The sequence below is a fragment of the Paraglaciecola sp. genome (assembly GCF_039942875.1).
Taxonomy (GTDB): Bacteria; Pseudomonadota; Gammaproteobacteria; order Enterobacterales; family Alteromonadaceae; genus Paraglaciecola.
In genome coordinates, this window is the sequence record NZ_JBDVBQ010000004.1 from 100639 (window position 1) to 122560 (window position 21922).

Annotated in this window: 16 protein-coding genes; 7 read left to right on the forward strand and 9 right to left on the reverse strand. The window is 39.8% G+C overall.

Annotated features, from left to right (window positions below):
- Positions 1–9: 9 nt before the first annotated feature.
- The 4 genes from rsmA to lptD all read right to left on the reverse strand — a co-directional run bounded on the left by rsmA (position 10) and on the right by lptD (position 5383).
- Entirely contained in the window at positions 10–828 is an 819-nt protein-coding gene (rsmA, locus tag ABJE44_RS00945) for a 16S rRNA (adenine(1518)-N(6)/adenine(1519)-N(6))-dimethyltransferase RsmA (protein WP_348113039.1), read from the reverse strand.
- Positions 825–1808, reverse strand: coding sequence for a 4-hydroxythreonine-4-phosphate dehydrogenase PdxA (gene pdxA, locus ABJE44_RS00950; protein WP_348113038.1), 984 nt, complete (start codon positions 1806–1808; stop codon positions 825–827). Before pdxA ends, rsmA begins: the two co-directional genes overlap by 4 nt.
- The gene (gene surA / locus ABJE44_RS00955; RefSeq protein WP_348113325.1) at positions 1809–3104 is read right to left on the reverse strand and encodes a peptidylprolyl isomerase SurA; all 1296 of its coding nucleotides are present in this window, start codon (positions 3102–3104) and stop codon (positions 1809–1811) included. It lies immediately after the preceding gene.
- An 89-nt stretch (positions 3105–3193) separates the two neighbouring features.
- Positions 3194–5383, reverse strand: coding sequence for an LPS assembly protein LptD (gene lptD, locus ABJE44_RS00960; protein WP_348113037.1), 2190 nt, complete (start codon positions 5381–5383; stop codon positions 3194–3196).
- Between the two features lie 152 nt (positions 5384–5535).
- Between lptD and ABJE44_RS00965 the strand changes: the two genes are divergently transcribed.
- The 4 genes from ABJE44_RS00965 (at position 5536) to ABJE44_RS00980 (ending at position 8939) form a co-directional block, all read left to right on the forward strand.
- Positions 5536–6543: a phosphotransferase gene (locus ABJE44_RS00965; protein WP_348113036.1), complete on the forward strand. Its 1008-nt coding sequence runs from the start codon at positions 5536–5538 to the stop codon at positions 6541–6543.
- Positions 6536–7207, forward strand: a complete 672-nt coding sequence (murU, locus tag ABJE44_RS00970; RefSeq protein WP_348113035.1) for an N-acetylmuramate alpha-1-phosphate uridylyltransferase MurU — start codon at positions 6536–6538, stop codon at positions 7205–7207. Before ABJE44_RS00965 ends, murU begins: the two co-directional genes overlap by 8 nt.
- 13 nt (positions 7208–7220) lie before the next feature.
- Positions 7221–8054 (forward strand): co-chaperone DjlA, encoded by an 834-nt coding sequence (gene djlA, locus ABJE44_RS00975; RefSeq protein ID WP_348113034.1) that lies wholly within the window; start codon positions 7221–7223, stop codon positions 8052–8054.
- Between the two features lie 138 nt (positions 8055–8192).
- Positions 8193–8939, forward strand: a complete 747-nt coding sequence (locus tag ABJE44_RS00980) for a choice-of-anchor H family protein (RefSeq protein ID WP_348113033.1) — start codon at positions 8193–8195, stop codon at positions 8937–8939.
- A gap of 31 nt (positions 8940–8970) precedes the next feature.
- On the opposite strand, the gene ABJE44_RS00985 is transcribed toward ABJE44_RS00980, so the two are convergent.
- From ABJE44_RS00985 to ABJE44_RS00995, 3 genes are read right to left on the reverse strand one after another with little or no spacing between them, the layout of a single operon-like run.
- Entirely contained in the window at positions 8971–9162 is a 192-nt protein-coding gene (locus ABJE44_RS00985) for a hypothetical protein (RefSeq protein ID WP_133470227.1), read from the reverse strand.
- A gap of 5 nt (positions 9163–9167) precedes the next feature.
- Positions 9168–9365 carry a DUF4177 domain-containing protein gene (locus ABJE44_RS00990; protein WP_348113032.1) on the reverse strand — a complete coding sequence of 66 codons (198 nt, stop codon included), beginning with the start codon at positions 9363–9365 and terminating at the stop codon, positions 9168–9170.
- Between the two features lie 11 nt (positions 9366–9376).
- Positions 9377–10234: an SPFH domain-containing protein gene (locus ABJE44_RS00995; protein ID WP_348113031.1), complete on the reverse strand. Its 858-nt coding sequence runs from the start codon at positions 10232–10234 to the stop codon at positions 9377–9379.
- 400 nt (positions 10235–10634) lie between these two features.
- On the opposite strand from ABJE44_RS00995, the gene ABJE44_RS01000 reads away from it, so the two are divergent.
- Positions 10635–15071 (forward strand): ExeM/NucH family extracellular endonuclease, encoded by a 4437-nt coding sequence (locus ABJE44_RS01000; protein ID WP_348113030.1) that lies wholly within the window; start codon positions 10635–10637, stop codon positions 15069–15071.
- A gap of 110 nt (positions 15072–15181) precedes the next feature.
- Here ABJE44_RS01000 and ABJE44_RS01005 read toward each other — a convergent pair whose 3' ends face one another.
- On the reverse strand, positions 15182–16942 hold the full coding sequence (locus tag ABJE44_RS01005) for an acyl-CoA dehydrogenase family protein (RefSeq protein ID WP_348113029.1): 1761 nt from the start codon (positions 16940–16942) through the stop codon (positions 15182–15184).
- Between the two features lie 142 nt (positions 16943–17084).
- Complete coding sequence (locus ABJE44_RS01010) at positions 17085–17600, reverse strand: hypothetical protein (RefSeq protein ID WP_348113028.1); 516 nt, start codon at positions 17598–17600, stop codon at positions 17085–17087.
- A gap of 134 nt (positions 17601–17734) precedes the next feature.
- Between ABJE44_RS01010 and ABJE44_RS01015 the strand changes: the two genes are divergently transcribed.
- A complete protein-coding gene (locus tag ABJE44_RS01015) occupies positions 17735–18793 on the forward strand; it encodes an efflux RND transporter periplasmic adaptor subunit (RefSeq protein ID WP_348113027.1) in 1059 nt (352 codons plus the stop codon).
- Between the two features lie 2 nt (positions 18794–18795).
- Positions 18796–21906 (forward strand): efflux RND transporter permease subunit, encoded by a 3111-nt coding sequence (locus ABJE44_RS01020; protein WP_348113026.1) that lies wholly within the window; start codon positions 18796–18798, stop codon positions 21904–21906.
- Positions 21907–21922 lie beyond the last annotated feature (16 nt).

A 21922-nucleotide genomic window follows, 5' to 3' on the forward strand; every position in this document is an offset into this window, starting at 1 on the left:
TTTTTGTATTTAGTTGTTGCTAGAGTCTAGCGTATAGGTTTCTACTGCATTAGCAATTTTTGCAAAATCTTGTAAAGACAAGTTCTCAGCTCGAAGCTCTGGGTTAATTCCCAGATCAATAAGTTGCTGTTCGTTTAAGCTGTTTTTAAGGCTATTGCGTATTGTTTTGCGTCTTTGATTAAATGCCTGTGCACATACTGTATGAAGGGTATCTTCATTAATCAGTGAAACTGGCTTTTGTTGATGGGGGATTAATCGCACTACTGCTGAGTCTACCTTGGGAGGTGGATTAAATGCCCCCGGTGGAACTTGAAGAACCGGTATGACTTGACAGTGATATTGGGCCATCACTGATAATCTACCGTAATTTTTATTCCCAGGTGATGCGGCCAAGCGATTAACCACTTCTTTTTGCAACATAAAGTGCATATCTTGTACTTTATTAGCAAAAGAAAATAAATGGAACATAAGCGGTGTTGATATATTGTAAGGAAGGTTTCCAAATATTCTTAAAGGTGTATCTTCTGAAATCAACTGCGAAAAATCGTATTTTAACGCGTCTGTTTCTACGATATTAAGTTTGCTTGCAATAAAAGGATGGGTGCGTAACCGAGCCGCTAAATCTCTATCTAATTCTACGACCGTTAGCTCATCAAGCAATTCACACACAGGTTCGGTTAGGGCGCCAAGGCCTGGACCGATCTCTACCATGTGCTGTCCTTTCTGAGGATTAATAGCTGATACTATTTGATCAATTACATAGTTGTCGTGTAGAAAGTTTTGACCAAAACGTTTTCTAGCTGTATGCCCTAAATGCTGTTTACTCATTGTTTTTTCGCTGCTATCTCGATGGCTTTTTCGATAGCTAATTCAAAGCTACCCGTGTCTGCTTGACCCGTGCCTGCTAAATCTAATGCAGTGCCATGGTCTACTGATGTTCGAATGAAAGGTAATCCTAGGGTAATGTTAATGGAAGCGCCGAAGCCTTTGTATTTTAATACAGGTAACCCTTGGTCATGGTACATAGCCAAAATAGCGTCAGCTTGCTCAAGGTATTTAGGATTAAAGATAGTATCTGCTGGTAATGGGCCAGTAATCTTTAGTCCTTCCTCTCGTAATGCTGCTAATGCCGGGTTAATCACAAGTATTTCTTCTTTACCAATATGACCATCTTCACCAGCATGAGGGTTTAAACCACACACAAAAATATGAGGGTTTTTTATGCCAAATTTTAACATCAAATCGGTATTTACTATGTGCAAAACTTTATGTAAGCGCTCAAAGGTAATGGCTTTGGATACATAAGCTAACGGAATATGTGTGGTCGCAAGTACCACCCTCAACCCTTCGGTTGCTAGCATCATCACGACGTCATTAGTATTAGATTCGTTGGCGAAAAACTCTGTATGACCGCTGAAAGATATGCCCCCTTCGTTAATGATCCCCTTATGTACAGGGCCAGTTACAACTGCATCAAACTCGCCGTCTAAATTCTTTTTACAAGCTTGGCGCAAGGTTTCCACTACATATGGTCCATTTTCACTATTCAGCACCCCACTTTGAGTAGGTGTTTTGCTTTTGATATTAACTAGAAACACTTTCCCTGGGGGCAGGATATGCGTGGCATTTTCTTCATACTCCACAAATGATAGGGGTAAACCTAATTGCTTAGCTCTTTGACTGAGCATTTCACCATCTGCAAAAACAACTAGCTGCGCTGACCATGCTTGTTGCACTATTTGAATTAGTAAGTCAGGGCCTATGCCTGCAGGCTCTCCAGGTGTAATAGCTATTTTTAGTGGTTTCATTTAGCTTGCCGTATCGCTTAATACTTCAACATATGCGCCTGCACGTATTTCTCGAAGCCAAGTGTCGGCTTCTTCAGCAAATTTACGTTGAAATAATAACTGGTAGGCTTTCTCTTCTTTACGTTGTTCAGTTATGTCACCCACTCGCTTGCCAAGTAATTGCATCAAGTGCCATCCGAATTGAGAGCGCACTGGTTGACTAATTTCATCTATTTCTAATTTACCAAGTGTTTCTTGGAACTCAGGAACATAAACACTCGGGTCAGACCAACCTAACTCGCCACCTTTTAAGGCAGAGCCTGGATCAGCAGAGTGTTCTTTCGCTAACTCACCAAAATCAGCTTCTCCTGCTAATATTTGTTCACGAAACTCTTGTAGCATTTGTTTAGCTTTGTCGTCACTTAAAATAACTGAAGGTGAAATTAGAATGTGTCTTGCGTTGACTTCAGATATCTCAACTTTTTCAATGCCTCGAAGATCTTTGACCTTCAAGATATGAAATCCGGCTCCACTTCGAATAGGGCCTACTAAAGTGTCTTTACTCTTATTTTGAACCGCTTCTGCGAATAAGGTTGGCATTGAGTTAATATTCATCCAGCCTAAATCACCACCTTCTAGGGCAAGCGCTCCACCAGAGGAAGCTGTTGCAATTCTGGCGAAGTCGGAACCATTATTTAATAACTCTAGTACATTATTTGCACGGTTTTTGGCGGCAGTTATATCTTCATCTGTGGGCTCTGGCGGAAACTCAATTAAGATATGGCCTAAATGATACTCAGCTTGTTGACTGCCTTGCTCATCTATAAGTTTAACTAAGTTATCTACTTCTTGATCTGTAATATAAACACGACGTCTAACATTGGCTCTACGAACTTCACCTAAGATTATTTCTTTGCGAATTTCTTCTCTATATGTGTCATAAGTGACGCCTTCTTGAGCAATTTTGTTACGAAATTGCGCAACTGTCATGTTTTCACCTTGAGCAATATTGCCAATGGTTTGTTCTAATTGCGGGTCGCTAATTTGAATACCCATACGCTCAGCAAGTTGCATTTGTAAATTATCGACAATTAATTTTTCAATAGCTTGGGTGCGTATCGCTCGGTCTGACGGTAGTGTTTGGTTATTAACTGCGGCGTTACGTTTTACTACTGCTATGAGTTCTTTGACCTCGCTCTCTAACACCACACTTTGGTCAACAATCACTGATACCTTATCAAGTGATTCTGGTGCTGCATAAGATTTAAAGGTTAAAAAAGAACTGATTAAAAGAGTAACTACTAATACTTTCATGATATTTTTACTTTTAAGTTTAATGGCGTTTGGTCTAGAAGCGCCAAATAGAAATTAGGTTGTTTGAAAAGGTTAGTTATTTCAAACGTTAATTAGTTCAACAGATAAGGGCGTCTATATCCAAAAAGCCCGTCACGTAATAAGTTCCGATTGGTGAAGTATACATGAAATCCTGTTTCGAAATCATTGGTACTTTGCACTCCTGTTGATTCATAACTATTGCTCAAATATCGCTCAGCTACAAAACTCACAGTCCAACAACATGAGCTATATTGAACACCATTATAGGCTTCTACCGTCCTGTTTAGGGTCCTGTCATAGTACCAACGGCCTATCCACTGCCAATTTTTAGAAATGGGCCAAGTGGCAGTTATACCCACTTGATCAATTTTTTCTGATGATAAATCTCTAACAAACCTATGGTTTATCTGGAGCAGTTTATTTTCAGAGAGCTGATATTCAAGGGATATACTACTGCGTTCAACTTTATCTGTAATGCTTGATACCTGTGCTAACGTATGGGCATACCACTTACTGCCCATTTGCCAATCTAATTCGGCAGCTACGGCTGATTTACTATCTTCTTTAGTTGCATCAAGCACTTGGTTGTCTTTTAGGTAAAATATCTGGCCTATGCTTAGCTTGAATTTTTCCTGATTATTGTTATCAATAATGCGGGTAGTCGTACCTAGCGTGATCTGATTGTTATCACTAATTCTATCTAGCCCTGTGAATTCTTGGCCCCTAAATAAGCCTGCAAAATCATTGTAGAGCCGAGTTGTATCATATAATCCTATGTTAGTTTGTTCTTCATAGCTGGTGTATAAATATTGTGCTTTGGGTTCAAAGGTTTGTGTTAGGGTTTTACCAAACCAACTGATTTCTCTTTCAAAAGCTAAACTACCATAGAGCTTTGCTTGACCTAAGGTCCTAGTGACTTCTTTTTCTAAATTGGTATCTGTAATATTTTCCTGAAAATAATGGGTGTGCATTACCGATACTTCAGCTAGTAATTCACTCCATTGATTTTGGAATGGATAGCTCAATGTGGGGGCAATATGAAAACGTGTGGCAGTTGGGTTGTCTTCATCACCACTTTCAAAGTAGGCCAGTTCTGAGTTTATCTTAAATTCAAATCCTGCCACTAGATTGCTTAAATAATTGAGCCTTATTTCAGGAAGGGCCCGATAACTATCTGGATGATCCCCAAGCACCTCGAAGTCTCGGAATTGGGCACTTATATCTAAACCTTCAGAAAAATAATTTAAGCCTAGGGTTTTATAAAGGTGGGTATCTGATTGGCTGTAATAATCTGAGCCTAAGTCATTAACATAGTTATCATCGCTTAGGCCGTTAATTTCAGCATTTATACGCCAATTCTCATTGATAGAACCATTATGAACATATCTATAGAAATACCGTTCTGAGTCTAGGTCTTCAGCTAAATCATTGGGAAGATACTCAAGGTTAAGCTGACCTTTATGTTGCTCTGTTAGGTAGCGAAATTCTGTTTTGAGTTGTAAGCCGCGATTAGTCATTAATCTTGGACTCAAGGTTAAATCGTAGTTTGGGGCAATGTTCCAATAAATGGGTTGCTCGACGCTTATACCAGCGGAGCTACTGTTTGTAATATCAGGATATAGAAAACCAGATTGGCGCTCATCATTAACGGGGAAAGAGAAATAGGGTAAGTACAGAACTGGTACGTCTTTTATATAGAACCGGGCGTTTTTGACAACCCCTCTAGCCTGATTTGGGGTGATCTCGATTTGACTTGCTTGAATTCTCCATACTTCATCATCAATAGGACAGCTACTATAACTTGCTTCAATTAGATTGATGCCGGTTTGCTCACTAATGGCTATTTCTTGGGCTTTGCCATGACCTTGTACTCGATTAAGTTGATAATTAGATTCTTCAATTAGTAATTCATTAGATATTCTATTTAAGGTTACCTTATCGCTAGAGACAGTGATGTTTTTATCTTGAAAGTTAACACTGCCATTAGCCACTAATGTTTCACTGAGTCTATCTAATTTCGCGCTTTCAGCTTTTATTTTAACTTCGGAACTGTTTATTTCTACATCGCCATTAAATTCTGCATAGGTGTTTTGTTGAATTTCACTGTATTGGGATTTTACGAGAATTTGCCCATCAATTAATGAGTTATCTAAGTTTGGTCCTGCTAAAGGAACAAAACACACCTCTTGAGCATGTGATACCCCCGCCCACATCGTTAATGCGCAAAATAGTGGGCGGTGCAGTTTTAGAGTAATTGACAAGTAAAAAATAGCCTAAATAGAAAGAGTAAAATGATATAAAATGTTAATTTTAAGGGTTTCGAACGGATTTACCAGTAGACTTGCAAAAAAAGAGATATTTCGCCATTCTCTCATAAAAACACATAGACATCATTCTCAACTAGAGACAATTTTTGAATATCCAGACTAAACGTGAACAACAGTTATTAAATTGGATTAATATCCACACGAACTTTACTTGCAAAGCTCTAATTATGGTTTCGGCTGACGCTAGCTTTCGTCGCTACTTTCGTTTTCAATCAGGCGATAAGTGGATTATCGCTGTAGATGCCCCCCCAGAATTTGAGAACTGTGCAGCATTTGTAAATGTTGCCTCTAGTTATAATGAACATGGTATTCATGTTCCTAAAGTATACGCCTACGATTTGGAGCTTGGATTTTACTGTCAGGAATATTTTGGTGACACCTTGTTTTCTGAGCATTTAAATCATCAAAATTGCCACCAATTATATAAAAAAGCACTTGGCGTTATCCCTTTGGTTCAAAAATGTAAAGCTACATTGCAAGGGCCATTACCTATTTACGATGCTGCTTTAGTTAATAGAGAAGTAGCCTTGCTCAAAGATTGGTTACTAGATAAGTATTTGCAAATGAGATTATCGGAAACTGAGTTAAGGGTAATTCAGCAAGCGACAAAGAGATTAACAGATAACTTTTTGTCTCAGCCTTATGCTGGAGTCCACAGAGATTATCATTCTAGAAATCTCATGATACTTGGCGATGACATTGGCGTAATTGATTTTCAAGATGCTGTAGTGGGCCCCATAACCTATGATGCTGTATCCTTATTGAAAGACTGCTATCAAAAATGGCCCAAAGAATGGGTTGTTTCATGGTTAAAGGTTTGGCATCAGGAATTCTATTCTAATTATTCTTGGGATGACTTTAAGTTTTGGTTTGATATAACGGGTATGCAGCGGCACACCAAAGTCGCAGGTATTTTTGCTAGATTATATGTACGTGACGGTAAGTCAGGGTATTTAGCAGATATTCCCCGCACCTTAGAGTATTTAATTGAATCCGCGAATGCTTACCCTGAATATAAAGATTTTGCTGCTGTGATTGTAGAGAAGATTTTACCAGCTGTTATAGCAAAACAACACAGTATTGCTTATGCATAGTACCGCTATGATTTTAGCTGCTGGCAGGGGAGAGCGGATGCGGCCACTTACGGATACGGTACCTAAACCCCTTCTTACTATTCATCAAAAACCATTAATCGAGTATCACCTAGAAGCGTTAAAAATGGCGGGATATCAACGGGTGATTATTAACCACGCTTGGTTGGGACATCTGATTGAAGAAGAAATTGGTAATGGTAAACGCTTTGGATTACAGGTTATTTACTCTCCAGAAGTCAATGCACTTGAAACCGCAGGTGGTATAGTAAAAGCATTACCTTTGCTTTGCCCGACTGAACAAGCGCAGAGTTTTACTGTCATTAATGGCGACGTGTTTACTGATTTTGATTTTGCTAGCTTACGAGACCTAAGACTCTCTAGTGAGGCGGCGCATTTGGTGATGGTAGATAATCCAGAGCATAACCCCAATGGCGATTTTTACTTTGAGGATAAGCGTCTGAATGTTAGCCGAGGAAAGAAGCTCACATATAGTGGTATTGCCGTTTATCAGAAATCTTTTTTTGATAATGTTAGTTGTGAAATTCAGTCTTTGGCCCCCATGTTAATAGCTGGAATACAAAATAATGTAATTAGTGCCCAATACTTTTTGGGTAATTGGACTGATGTCGGGACACCAGAACGCCTCGCTCAGTTAAACAAATAGGTATGATGAGTAAATGATTGGAAAAATTTTAGGAACCATTTTTGGCTCTATGTTTGGTGGAATTCCTGGAGCCGTATTAGGTTTTATGGTGGGGCACTTTTTTGATAAAGGCTATAGACAAGACTTTAATCAAAAAGGCGGCTTTAGCCGCTTTTTTAGTACTGAAGAGGCATTAAAGTCCCAGGCAATATTTTTCCATTGTTTATTTTCTGTGATGGGGCATATCGCCAAAGCTGATGGCAAAGTTAGCGACTCTGAGATTCGCATGGCAAGTACCTTGATGGATCAGATGAAGCTAGAGGGAGAGATGCGGGTTGAGGCTCAGCAAGCCTTTAGAGATGGCAAGGCCGCAAGCTTTCCGTTAAAACAAACTGTCAAAGACTTTAAAGAGTCATGTCACGGTCGTCGTGACATAATGCAAGTGTATTTAGAAATCTTAATTCAATCAGCTTATGTAGATGGCAAGCTAGATAAAGCAGAGCAAGTTATTTTAGAAACTGTGGCGCAATATCTAGGATTTCCCCAAAGAGACTTATTGTATTTACTGTCAGCATTTGAAGCAGAACTTCGCTTTAGACAAGGTGGCGGACAACAGCGCACTGGTGGGCACTCTGGCGCTTATTCATCACAACAGTCTTTAGCTGATGCCTATAAAATTTTAGGGGTTACCACATCTGATGACGATAAAAGTATTAAAAAAGCCTATCGAAAATTAATGAGTGAACACCATCCAGATAAATTGGTCTCAAAGGGCTTGCCTAAACAAGCCTTAGAAATGGCAAAAAATAAAGCTCAAGATATTCAAGCTGCATATGAGCTAATTAAGGAAAAGCGCGGGTTTAGATAAGCTTTAAAGTCATGGTTGCTTGTGTTTCGTCAATAAATTAGATTTAGTGTCTCGACGTGGGTAATGAGTTAAGGCTCGCTTCAGTTTTTGTTCATGTGATTTTCTGCAAACTAGTCACAGGTTTGAAAGGAGCACCACATGAAACGTTTATTATTAATTGGGTTGGCAAGTTTAACTTTAACAACAGATTTATATGCTAAACCAGCAGATGACTGGGAAGTTACATCGTTCGAACAGCAGTTTGATAATACCAGCGAGATAGTTTATAAAAATACGTCTGCTGCCCCTAAAGAAGCATTAGAAACATCTAAAAATGGAGTCCCAGCCACTAGCCAAGCAAGACAAATTGCTGAGGCAAGAACGTTAGATATTCGCCCAGAAGCTAAAAACGCCCGTTCTGATTTTTGGATATATGATGCTTGGGTAGAGTTTTATGGTGATGAAGACGGGGATGGTTTTTACAGTCACTTTGCTGTGAGCTTAGATGCAGATACTTATTTTAGTGAAGCTCAAGTATATGCCCGTCTTTATTTGGGCAAAAATGAGCTATTTAAGGAATACCATACGACTAGTACCTTCACTATTTATGGTGATAGTAGTGCCGACAATTTGGTGGTAGAAAGTGAATTGTTAACTGGTTTTACCCCAGGTGACTATGAGGTGCTAATTGAACTATATGACGAGTATAGCAATGAATTGGTTGCTGTAATTGATGGTTATAATGATGGTGACTTGTATTTATTATCCTTAGAAAGTAGCAATTATGAAGAGGTGTACGAAGAGCCTAGTGTTATTATTGTGACTGAGCATGGTGGCAGTATCGGCTGGTGGGTATTAAGCTTGTTGCCTTTTTTGTTTAGACATAAATGGATAAGCAAGCGGTAAGGCTTATCCATTCAAGTAGTTAATTTTTATGCTATTTTTTGTCCGGTTCAACCACTTCAGTGACAACTTTTTGTATTAGCTTGACTCTACCTTGTTTCACTAAGGTATCTCTAAGAACGTACTCAATCTGCGCGTTAACACTGCGCAGGTCGTCATCTGCCCAGCGTTGCATGGCAGCTAGCACATCAGGGTTTATGCGCAGTGGAAAGGCTTTTTTAGACACCTTTATTACCTTGGCCTTTTGAGAACCGCTTGAGAATGACTATTCGCCATGCTGGTTGTTGAACCCAAAGTACAACTGACTAACTCCCAGTTTTGCCTGCCTAAATCATTTAGTACTACCTCTAGCTCATGTGTATCGGGCACTTGGGTGATAAAACCTTTAGCTTTTGCTTTTATATTCACTACTTTGTATTCCCATTGCATGGTTATTCTCCTTAATACAAGCTGCCGCTGTTGACTATAGGTTGTGCATTTTTATCGCCACACAAGACCACTAATAAATTACTTACCATCATGGCTTTCCGTTCTTCATCTAGCTCTACCACACCCTTAGACTCTAGCCGTTCGAGAGCCATTTCTACCATACCAACAGCACCTTCAACTATTTTACTGCGAGCGGCAATAATCGCAGTAGCTTGCTGCCGCTGCAACATGGCGCTGGCGATTTCTTGAGCGTAGGCTAGATGGCTGATTTTAGATTCGTGCACGGTTAACCCTGCTTTACCTAAACGTTCTTGGATCTCTTCTTTGAGCTTTTCAGATATTTGCTGAGGGTGGCTACGAAGTGCAATATCAGAGCTATCTTCGTTTTGAGGGTCATAAGAATAACTGCTGGCTAAATTACGCAGTGCAGATTCACTTTGAATGGTGACATAGCTCTCGTAATCGTCTACCTCAAACATGGCTTCTGCTGAATCAGTGACAGACCAGACGACTATGGTGGCAATTTCTATTGGGTTACCTAAGTTATCGTTAACCTTAATCTTGGCAGACTCGAAATTACGTACGCGTAAAGACACGGTTTTACGCATAAAGAAAGGAATGGTCCAACGCAAACCATTACGCTTCTCGGTGCCAACATAACTACCAAATAGAGTCATGACTTTCGCTTGGTTTGGTTGCACCATGAAAAAGCCGCCCCAACAAACCAGCACAACTACAGTGCAAAATACACTAAGTGGAAGCAGTATTTGGTTAAGTACCATAAAACCAAACCCTAGTTGCAACACAGGCAAAACAGCAAAAAATGCTAAATAACCATTTATTGAAAAGCCTTTTTTCTCATTTATCATAATTAATCCATGTGATGTCTAATTGATATCATAATGATTTTATTTCTTTTGGGTTATAAATGCAAGTGAAGCGCTAGTTATTGAAATATAGACGTTTTAATTATGTTGGTAGTTATTGCCCCCTTATAGAGAGTTGTGTTTATTTATTTTGTCTCTGTTATATTTACGCTGTTGTGCGTTAAGTTTTGTAAGCATTTTAAGTTGCTGTTTTAATTACCTAATTGTTTAGGTGTGAATATTGCTTTGTATGCAGACCAAAAGGTCAGGATCGGTCTTGGGAATACAATCAAAATACTATCTATCTGTCATAAGGATGTCACAGAAGTATAAGAACATCGCCTTCAATTTATTAAATGATAATAAGCCGACTAATCGGTAGTGAAATATTCTGGGAGAAAATATGAAGTTGAAATATCCAGCACTGGTGGCCGCAATATGCGCCTCAACAGTGCAAGCTAATGATTTAGTAATTACTGGGGTGATAGATGGGCCACTGTCAGGTGGTACACCCAAAGCTGTAGAAATATTTGTATTAAATGACATTGCAGATCTATCTGTTTGTGGGTTAGGTTCTGCTAATAATGGCGGCGGAAGTGATGGTCAAGAATACACTTTCAATAGTATCGCTGCTGCTGCAGGAAGCTATATTTATATAGCCTCGGAAGCCGATGGCTTTGAAAGCTATTTAGGTTTTGCTCCTACAGATACCGCCGGGGCAATGGGCATTAATGGTGATGATGCTGTAGAATTGTTTTGTGATGGCGCAGTTATCGATACCTTTGGAGACATTGACGTTGATGGCAACGGTGAGGCTTGGGAATATTTAGATGGTTGGGCATATCGTTCAGCTAACACCGGCCCTGATGGCGCTACATTTACTTTAGCTAATTGGTCATTTAGTGGAGCTAATGCATTAGATGGTGAAACCTCTAATGAAACAGCAGTATCAGTGTTTCCTCTTCAGTCTTTTGCTGATGGAGTTATCATTGATGACGGCAGTGACGGCGGAAGTGATGACGATTCAGCTGGTGCATGTGTTGGCTGTGACGCTGCAGATAAAGTTGCTGATGCTTCAACCTTTGATGCATCAAGTTACTATGCCACTGTACAAGAAGAAGTCGATGCAGGTTCACAGGCCGATATTATTAAGCAACTACTTTCTGAAACCATTAGCGCTAATACAACTGTACTTTCGTACTCTCAAGTATGGACTGCTTTGACAGCCACTGATGAAGATCCCGCTGACTCAGATAATATTATTCTTTGGTACACAGGCACCCCAAGAGCGAAAAACTTAAATGGTGGTGATATTGGTGACTGGAATCGTGAGCACAGTTGGCCAAGTAGTCATGGTTTTGGTGATGATAGTTTTGAAGCTTATACCGATATACATCACTTAAGACCTTCAGATGTAACCATTAACTCTACTCGTGGCAACTTAGATTTTGATGATAGTGATTCAGAAATTTCAGCTGCACCAGGTAACTTTGTTGATAGCGATTCTTTTGAACCTAGAGATGACATCAAAGGTGATGTTGCTCGAATGATGTTCTACATGGACACGCGTTATGAAGGTGCGGACGTTACGCCTGACTTAGAAGTAGTGAATGACTACACCGATACAAGTTCAGAACAAATCGGCCTTTTGTGTCGTCTATGGGAATGGCATGTAGAAGATCCTGTTGATGCCTCTGAAATGGCACGTAATGACGCTATTTATGAGTATCAAGGCAACCGTAATCCTTACATCGACCACTCTGAATGGGCGGCGCTGTTTTACACGACTGACGCTTGTTCTAATGATGACGGTGGTTCGGATGATGGTGGTGATGACGATAACGGTTCTGGTTCATCTGCAGATAGTGTTTTTATTTCTGAATACATTGAAGGTAGCAGTAATAATAAAGCGATTGAGTTATACAACCCATCAGGAGCTGACATCGATTTAGCGGCTAGCAATTATCAACTAGGGCGTTTTTCAAATGGTGCCACTACTGCGACCTTCATCGATTTAGAGGGGACGCTAGAAGCTGGCGGCGTATTTGTTATTGCGAATCCATCATCCGTTCAGGACATCTTAGACGTTGCCGACCAAACCAATTCTAACCTTAATCATAATGGTGATGATGCCTATGAGCTATATGCTGATGGTGAAGTGATTGATTCATTTGGGCAAGTCGGTACAGATCCGGGCTCTGAATGGGGTACTGCTCCAACTGACACTCAAAATAACACCTTAGTTAGAAACGCTAATGTATATGGTGGCGATGTTGATAGTAGTGATGAGTTTGATCCTGCTGTTGAATGGTCTGGGCTAGGTGAAGATGTATTTACTGACTTAGGTAGCCATACTGTAGAAGCAAGAGAAATCTTTATTTCTGAGTATATTGAAGGAAGCAGCAATAACAAAGCAATTGAGCTGTATAATCCTTCTAGTACAGATATTGATTTAGATGCCGGTAACTACCAGTTAGGCAGATTCTCAAATGGTGGGACTACTGCTACTTTAATTGACTTAACAGGGACTATTTCAGGAAAAGGTGTATATGTTGTTGCTAACTCTTCATCTGTTCAGGAAATTTTAGATGTTGCTGACCAAGAAAGTGGTAGCCTTAGCCATAATGGTGACGATGCTTATGAACTATACTCTGATGGTGTAGTTATTGACTCATTTGGACAGGTAGGCTTTGACCCTGGTTCTGAGTGGGGAACAGGTGACCAAAGTACTCAAAATAATACGTTAGTGCGTAAAAATACCGTTACTAGCGGTGATGCTGATAGTTCTGATGAGTTTGAGCCTTCTCTAGAATGGGACGGTTATGCATCAGATACTTTTACTTTCTTAGGTAGTCACGGTGTCACTGATGGCGACGACGATGATGATACTGTGGTTGACCCAGCGTTAGGCCTTTGTTTTGAAGACGCAACGTTAATAAGTGCTGTTCAAGGTAGTGGCGATGCATCACCTTTAGTTGGCGAAACAGTGGTTATTGAAGGGATTGTAACGGCTTCTCTTCCAGATCAGAATGGTTTCTTTGTTCAAGAAGAAAGTGTAGACATGGATTCTGATAGCTCAACCTCAGAAGGATTGTATGTTCCTTATTCTGGTGAGTTACCAAGTGTTGGTGATGTCGTGCGTGTACTAGGTGTGGTCGCTGAGAACTACGACCGTACCCAAGTTGCTGCTTCAGAAGCTCCCATTATTTGTGGTACCGATTCTGCGGAGGTTTTTCCACTGAGTTTACCATTTACTGATTTTGCAGCAGCAGAGTCTTTAGAAGGTATGTTAGTGACGACGACGCAAGCATTGATTGTGACAGACAACTATACGTTAGGTCAGTATGGTCAAGTAACCTTATCTACTGAACGTTTGTTTACACCAACAAATGTATTTGCACCAGGCTCTGAGGACGCTATTGCTCTTGAAGCTTCTAATGCTTTAGATCGTGTATTACTAGATGATGGAAATGATACAAGTAATCCAGAAGTCGTTATTTTCCCTACGGGAGGCTTGTCGGCTTCTAATACGTTACGCGGCGGAGACACTGTTTCTTTGCTTACGGGAGTGCTTGATTATGCCTTTAGTGATTATAGAGTCATACCAACTATTGATCCGACGTTTGCTGCGACTAACGCCCGTACTGCTGAGCCAGAACTCAATTTAGGTAACTTGAAAGTGGCTAGCTTAAATGTGCTTAACTACTTCAATAACATAGATAGTGGCCCAGATATTTGCGGTCCTGATGGAAATGCAGATTGTCGTGGTGCTGATAGCGAAGCTGAATTTGAGCGTCAGAAAGCGAAAACCGTTGCAGCAATTGTCGCAATGGATGCTGATATTGTTGGCTTAATGGAAATTGAGAACAATGGCTTCACTGAAGGTTCAGCAATTTATGATTTAGTATCTGCAATAAATGACATCATGGGTTCAGGTACATATTCAATTGTTAACCCAGGTACAACAGTTGGTACTGATGCCATTACAGTTGCACTTATTTATAGATCTAGCGTTGTGTCGTTGACAGGTGCAACTCAGATTCTAAATAGTGATAACTCTATTTCTGATGACGATGGTGTGTTGTTTGTCGATACTAAGAACCGCCCAGCAGTTGCTCAAGAATTTACTCTACTTGAAAATAATGAGTCGATAGTTGTAAGTGTTAACCACTTAAAGTCTAAAGGTTCAAGCTGTGGTACTGGTGATGATGACGCTACTACAGGTCAAGGTAATTGTAATCTTACTCGTACCCGTGCAGCTCAAGCATTAAGTGCTTTCTTGACTGAGCAGTTCCCAGAGAAGGCGACGTTAATCATTGGTGATTTGAACTCTTATGCTAAAGAAGACCCAATCGTTGCATTAGAAGATGCCGGTTACACTAACCTAATCAACTATTTCAATGGTGATGAAGCTTATTCATATAGCTTTGATGGTTTAGTTGGTTACTTAGACCATGCATTAGGAAACGAAGCGGCATTAGATAAAGTGGTTGATGTGACTGAGTGGCATATTAATGCTGATGAACCCATTGCCCTTGATTATAACTTTGAGTATAAATCAGATACACAAATCATCAATTATTACGCTGATGACGCTTACCGTATGTCAGATCATGATCCTGTGATAATTGCATTACAATTAGAGTCAACTGTGACTGTAATTGTTGGTGATATCAATGGCGATGGCAAAGTCAGTGCCAGGGACTATGATGAACTGATAAAAGCTTTCGGTAGTCGTGAAGGTAGTCGTCGGTATAATGCTAATGCCGATATGAATAGTGATGGCGTTATAAACGTTAAAGATTTCTTCTTATGGGTTGACGCTTATAGAGCTCGCTAAGGTGTATTAGTGAGTATCTTGTTACTTTTATAAGAAACTAGAAGTCAATATGTTAAAGGTCGCTCAACAGAGCGACCTTTTTTATACTTACAAGCTAACGAATCGGGGGGTTATAAATAATCGAACTCTTTATCCGTTAACGCCATTATATCTTTGGCTGAGTCTAGTAAATTGGTTTTATACAACTCTTTTCTAGGCAAAATACGTTTTAAGTAAAAGGCACAAGTATTTGCTTTACCAGATTTCACACTTTCATTTGATGATTTTTGAGCCATATCGGCCATGCTTAACCAAATAACCCCAAGTAAGCTATAAGCACTATAGTTCATAAAGTCATAGGCACTTGCAGCTATATCAACTGTGTTTAATTGTTTAATCTCAATCGCAGTCGAATGCCATTCAGTTAATATCTCTGTGGCGCGCTCTTTATCGCTCAGGTTTGTCATTTGAGAAATCTTACTGCTGAACAATTCATAAGTATCTTGCAACATATTATTTTTGTCACGGGCAAGCTTCCTAGATATGAGATCTAGTGCTTGAATACCATTTGTCCCTTCATAGAGTTGGGTAATTCTGGCATCTCGTACTAGTTGCTCCATACCCCATTCACGTATATAGCCATGACCACCGTATACTTGAATACCTAAGTTACTCATTTCTGTGGCCATATCTGTCATAAACCCTTTGACGATTGGTGTTAAAAAAGAAATAACGTTTTTAGCTTTTTGTTGCTTGGAGTCGTCTGCAAACCTTTCTATATCCATTTGCTGAGCATAAAGTAAGGCTAAAGCACGGCACCCTTCTGCAATAGATTTTTGAGTCAGTAGCATTTTACGGACGTCGGGCTGATGAATTATAGAATCAGCTTTTTTGCCTTGCTCTTGAACACCTTGAGGTGCACGAGATTGAAGTCGCTCTCTAGCGTAAGCTAATGCACCTTGGTAAGACGCTTCTACTATGCCTAAGCCTTGTAGACCAACCTGAAAACGAGCGTCATTCATCATGGTAAACATGCAAGCTAGGCCATTATTAGCTTCACCCACTAAAAAACCGGTGGCTTTGTCGAAGTTCATTACACAAGTAGGGCTGCCTTTTAAGCCCATTTTCTTCTCAATACTACCAACGGTGACAGAGTTTCTGTCTCCCAACGAACCATCATCTTTAGGCAAAAACTTAGGAGCTAAAAACAAGCTTATTCCTTTAACTCCTGCAGGGGCATCTGGAAGCCTAGCTAGCACTAGATGTAAAATGTTATCAGTCCAGTCTTGATCTCCCGATGAAATAAAAATTTTACTGCCCGTAATATTATAACTGCCGTCATTATTAGGTAGGGCTTTGGTGCTCAGTAAACTTAAGTCTGTTCCAGCCTGAGGCTCAGTCAAGCACATGGTTCCTGCCCATTCACCGCATATTAATTTTGCTAAATAAGTTTGCTTCAGGCTTTCACTTGCATGTTTTGTCACGGCTAAAATAGCACTTTCATTAAGCATGCCCGTCAGGCGCCAACTCACATTAGCTGAGTCGAGCATTTCATGAATGGGCACAGCCATAGTATTAGGTAAGTCTTGGCCTTCATAATCGGCTGTACCTAACATGGCATTCCAACCATTGGCTATGTACTCTTTATAGGCAACTGCAAAGCCGTCTGGTGTTACTACATTTCCGTTTATAAGCTTCGCTCCTTGCTCATCACCTTCACGATTTAGTGGGGCAATGGTTTCTTCGGCAAACTTAGCACCTTGAGTTAATATTTCATTTACTAGCTCTTGATCAAAGTCTTGAAGCCCTAAAACTTGATAGTGGTCGCAGAGATGTAACCACTCATGTAGTACAAACTGCATATCATTTAATGGCGCGGTATATTGAGGCATCGTAAATCTCTATAAAATGAAGTCATCGGACCATTATAGAATTAAATGTATAAAGTTTGTTAATTAAGATGATTGGTTAGTATTATTTTTGTTTATACTTTTCAAAAAAATTTATGAATGATCTCTGAGTGACGTATCTATTTTAAGGCGTAGATTGTTGTATTGATATGAATGCTTCTCTTATTTTAGGCAGCTCTATTGACTCAGAAAAATCTTCTTCAGTCAGTATAAATGGATCAATAAATGACACTTTAGCTACGTTTCTATTGGCCCATTCAGGTACACTAAGTTCCTCAATTTGTTGAGAATGTTCGTCAGTTAAGTGGCAAGCAAAGTATAGAGTATTGTCAGAAGCTGTTAATAATAACTCGCCTACTTCTACATTTAATCCTGTATTTTTCCAGACTACATTATGTGCAGTACATTGGGCACTTATCGATTTCAGCGCTTTGCCTTGTGGTATATGCCAGTCGTCGCTATCTTTGTGTTGTAAAACTAATAATTTGTTATCTTGTTTAATCAGGCAAGCGGCCTGCGCTGGGGCTAATTCGCTTTGGGATTGATTAACTCTGCACATAGGATGAGCAGGGATTTCTCTGCTACACCCAGTGATGAAAATTGAATTAAATAGTAGGGTTATGAGTAATTTATTATGCAAAATTCTGAGGGTTTACCTTAGTTTTAATAATACATTATCACACTAAACAGGTCCTGCTATATAGTTATTTTAATTGTGTCGGTAAGACACGTATTTTGAGTTTAATTGTCTCAATATTTTGAAAGGTAGTACCAATGTCTAAAGGACTTAAGTTCTCTCCCCTATTAGTTGCCCTCCTGTTATGTATTGGATTAGTAGCGTATTTATATTTACCAAAAGAAGCTGAAGAAAAGTCCCAAACAAGTTTTGCAACTAGTGTGGTTACACATGAAGTTAAAAAAGAACAGTTTGAAATATTAGTAGAAGCTTTAGGAACGGCTTATGCTAATGAATCCGTTACTATTACTGCGCAAACTTCAGATATCGTTCAAAAAATTCATTTTGATGATAGTGATGTTGTAGAGAGAGGCCAGCTGTTATTAGAGTTAAATAATAAGGTCGAAAAAGCTCGCATAGCTGAACTCGATGTGAGTTTGAAAGAAGCAGAGCGTCAACTTAAACGAATTAGTGATTTAGCCAAGAATAATGTGGCGTCTGAGCAATTACTTGATGAACAAGAGGCCAGAGTTAAGTCTCTTAAAGCCCAGTATCTTGTTTCAGAAACTCAGCTAGAAGAACTGCAAATAAGAGCGCCATTTGATGGTTTGTTAGGTGTGCGCGAAGTTAGCATAGGGGCGTTTATCAGACCGGGAGATTTAGTCACTACCTTAGATGATTTAAGTACAGTAAAAGTAGATTTTGAGGTGGCAGAATCTCATTTATCTAGTATTGCTATAGGGCAGCCTATTCGGTCTACATCAATTGCTTATAAAGATAAAATTTTTAAAGGAAAAATAGCCAGTATAGGCTCAAGGGTTGATGCATCTACTCGCTCTGTAAAAGTACGAGCACTAATTGATAACCAAGATCTAAAGCTACGTCCGGGGATGTTGCTACAGATACTGTTACAAAAACAAATATTGAACACTCTAGTGCTACCCGAGAGCGCCTTGGTTCCAGTTGAAGACAAGCAGTTTGTTTTCGTAATTAAAGATAACATTGCTAACAAGGTTGAAGTAGAAGTGGGGGATAGAAAGCCTGGTATAGTGCAGATAATCAATGGATTAAACATTGGTGACCTTGTCGTAACCCAAGGAACATTAAAGTTACGAGATGGTTCTAGTGTTACTGTTGTACCTGATAGCGAGGTTTAACCATGTTTCTATCTGATACTTCGGTTAAACGTCCGGTTTTTGCTTCTGTTATAAACTTAGTTTTAGTGGTGTTTGGTATTGTATCTATAACTTTTTTAAGTTTACGAGAGTATCCTGACGTTGATCCTCCTATTGTTTCTATTAATACTAATTACACTGGCGCCTCATCTTCAATTGTTGAAACTCGTATTACGCAACTCTTAGAAGATAGGATTAGTGGGATTGAAGGGATCAAAAGCATCACTTCTACCAGTAGTAACGGTCGTTCTCAAATTAGCATTGAATTTAACCTTTCTAGAGACATTGATGCGGCATCAAATGATGTGAGAGAACGTGTAAGTAGAGCTTTGAACAACTTACCTGATCAGGCCGATCCTCCTGAAGTTTCTAAATCTACCTCTGATGATGATGTAATCGTTTGGTATAACCTGCGTAGTGATAATTTGTCTGTGATGGAGCTTACTGATTATGCCGACCGTTTTATAGTTGACCGTTTATCGGTTGCAGAGGGGGTCGCTAGGGTGCGTCTTGGTGGTGGTCGAAGTTATGCGATGAAAGTCTGGCTTGACCGCAATGCTATGGCGGCAAGGCAAATCACTGTAACGGATGTTGAAAATGTTATTCGTTCCGAAAATGTTGAGTTACCAGCAGGGGAAATCGAGTCCATTAACCGGGACTTTGAAGTGCGTGTGGCGCGTAGCTTTCTAACCCCAGAAGACTTTGCCAACTTAACTGTTAAAGCCAATGCTGATGGCTACTTAGTTAAATTAGGTGAAATAGCGAGAGTGGAGTTGGGCGCTGATGACGACGAAACTGAATTTCGTGGTGACGGTGTCAATATGATTGGCTTGGGGATAATTAAGCAGTCTAAAGCTAATACTCTTGAGGTGGCTCGAGAAGCTAAAAAAGCCATTCAAGAAATAGAAGAAACCCTACCAGACAATATTTTTATTGTGCCGAGTTATGATTCATCAGTATTTATTGAAGCCTCTATAAACGAAGTATATGAAACCCTTGCCATTGCCATGTTAATGGTGGTGCTGGTTATTTATATATTCTTAGGGAACGTAAGAGCAACCTTAATACCAGCAGTAACTGTCCCTGTATCTTTAGTTGCGGCGTTTATTGTGATGTACGCTCTAGGGTTTTCAATAAATTTACTAACCTTATTAGCGCTAGTGCTGGGTATTGGACTGGTTGTTGATGACGCTATCGTTGTGCTTGAAAACATTTCAAGAAGAATAGAGTTAGGCGAACCGCCTATTTTAGCTGCTTACAGAGGTGCTAGAGAAGTAGGCTTTGCGGTTATTGCGACCACTCTAGTACTCATTGCCGTGTTTGTTCCTTTAGTGTTTTTACAAGGTAACGTCGGGCGGTTGTTTACGGAATTCGCCTTAGCTATCGCGGCGGCTGTGGCTTTTTCCAGTGTAACAGCATTAACCCTTTCTCCTATGATGTGCTCTCTATTACTTAAAAAACGCCAAAAGCAGAGTGGTTTTTCACACTGGGTAGATCGTAAGTTTAGCCGTATCGAAAAAGGTTATTACGATGGTTTAGGCATCACCATACATCAGCCATGGTTAATGGTTTTATTGGTTGTTTTTAGTATTATTGCTTTATTTAAGCTTAGCCAAATTTTACCAGGGGAGTTTGTTCCTAAAGAAGATAGAGGTAACTTTTTTATTCGGGTACAAACTGCTGAAGGCTCCAGCTTTGAAAGAAACTCCGCCAATATGAAAAAGATAGAAGCGATTTTGATGGAGTATTCTGCAAGTGGCGAAGTTGATAGGGTTTTAGTACGTACACCTGGGTTTGGTGGTACGGCTGGGGTGGGGGTTGTAGGTATGCCCTTTGATAGAGAAAGAAAACGCTCAACCTTTGAAGTTATGAATGAAATGAGTAAGAGGTTAGCTGGTATTCCTGATGTTCGTGCTTTTGCTATTATGCGAAGTGGTATTGGTGGTGGCGGTTTAAATAGGCCTGTTCAGTTTGTACTGCAAGGTAATACCTATGAAGACTTGGTTCGTTGGCGAGATATTGTATTAGAGAAAGCTCGCGCTAACCCTAACTTAATTCGAGTGGACTCAGATTACAAAGAAACTTGGCCACAATTGTTAGTCAATATAGACAAAGACAGAGCTGCTGACCTTGGTGTATCTATCAGTGATATTGGACGCACCTTAGAAACTATGTTGGGTCAAAGGCGTGTTTCAACATATTTAGATAAAGGTCAAGAGTATGACGTTATCATGGAAGGTGAAAAGTCTGACTATCGTAGTCCGCAAAGTATCGAAAATATCTATGTGCGCTCTTCACAGAGCAATCAGTTAATACCATTAGATAATTTACTTTCTGTAAGTGAAAGAGCGACTTCTGCAAGGCTAAATCGTTATAACCGTATGCGAAGCATCACCATAAGCGCCAACTTGGCCGATGGTTATACGGTGGGCGAAGCACTCGATTACTTAAATGACATTGTTGATACTGAAATCTCAGATCCTGTCTCTATTGATTACAAAGGTGAGTCCCAGCTTTATCAGGAGTCTGGTAATTCTATACTGTTTATATTTGCTTTGGCATTAGTCGTCACATATTTGATTTTGGCGGCTCAGTTTGAAAGCTGGATACATCCTTTAGTAATAATGTTAACGGTTCCAGTAGCTCTAGTGGGTGCATTTGTTGGTTTATATTTGTTTAATATGACGCTAAATATCTACAGTCAAATAGGTTTAGTCATGTTGATTGGTCTAGCCGCTAAAAATGGTATTTTGATAGTTGAATTTGCTAATCAGTTAAGAGATTCAGGGATGGAGTTTGAGAAAGCATTAAGAACCGCTGCCTCACAAAGATTAAGACCTATAGTCATGACAGGTTTTACTACTGTATTTAGCTCTCTACCTTTGGTTTTAGCAACAGGTGCAGGAGCTGAAAGTCGCACGGTTATTGGGGTTGTAATATGTGCTGGTGTGTTAGTGTCGGCATTTTTAACCTTGTATATTGTGCCTACAGCTTATTATTTATTGGCTAAAAATACTGGTTCACCAAACTTACGAGCGAATACTATCGCTCAGCTTGAAAAGGAAATTCCGTATCGTAAAGGTGAGTTAGATTAGTAAGACGCCTGCTTTT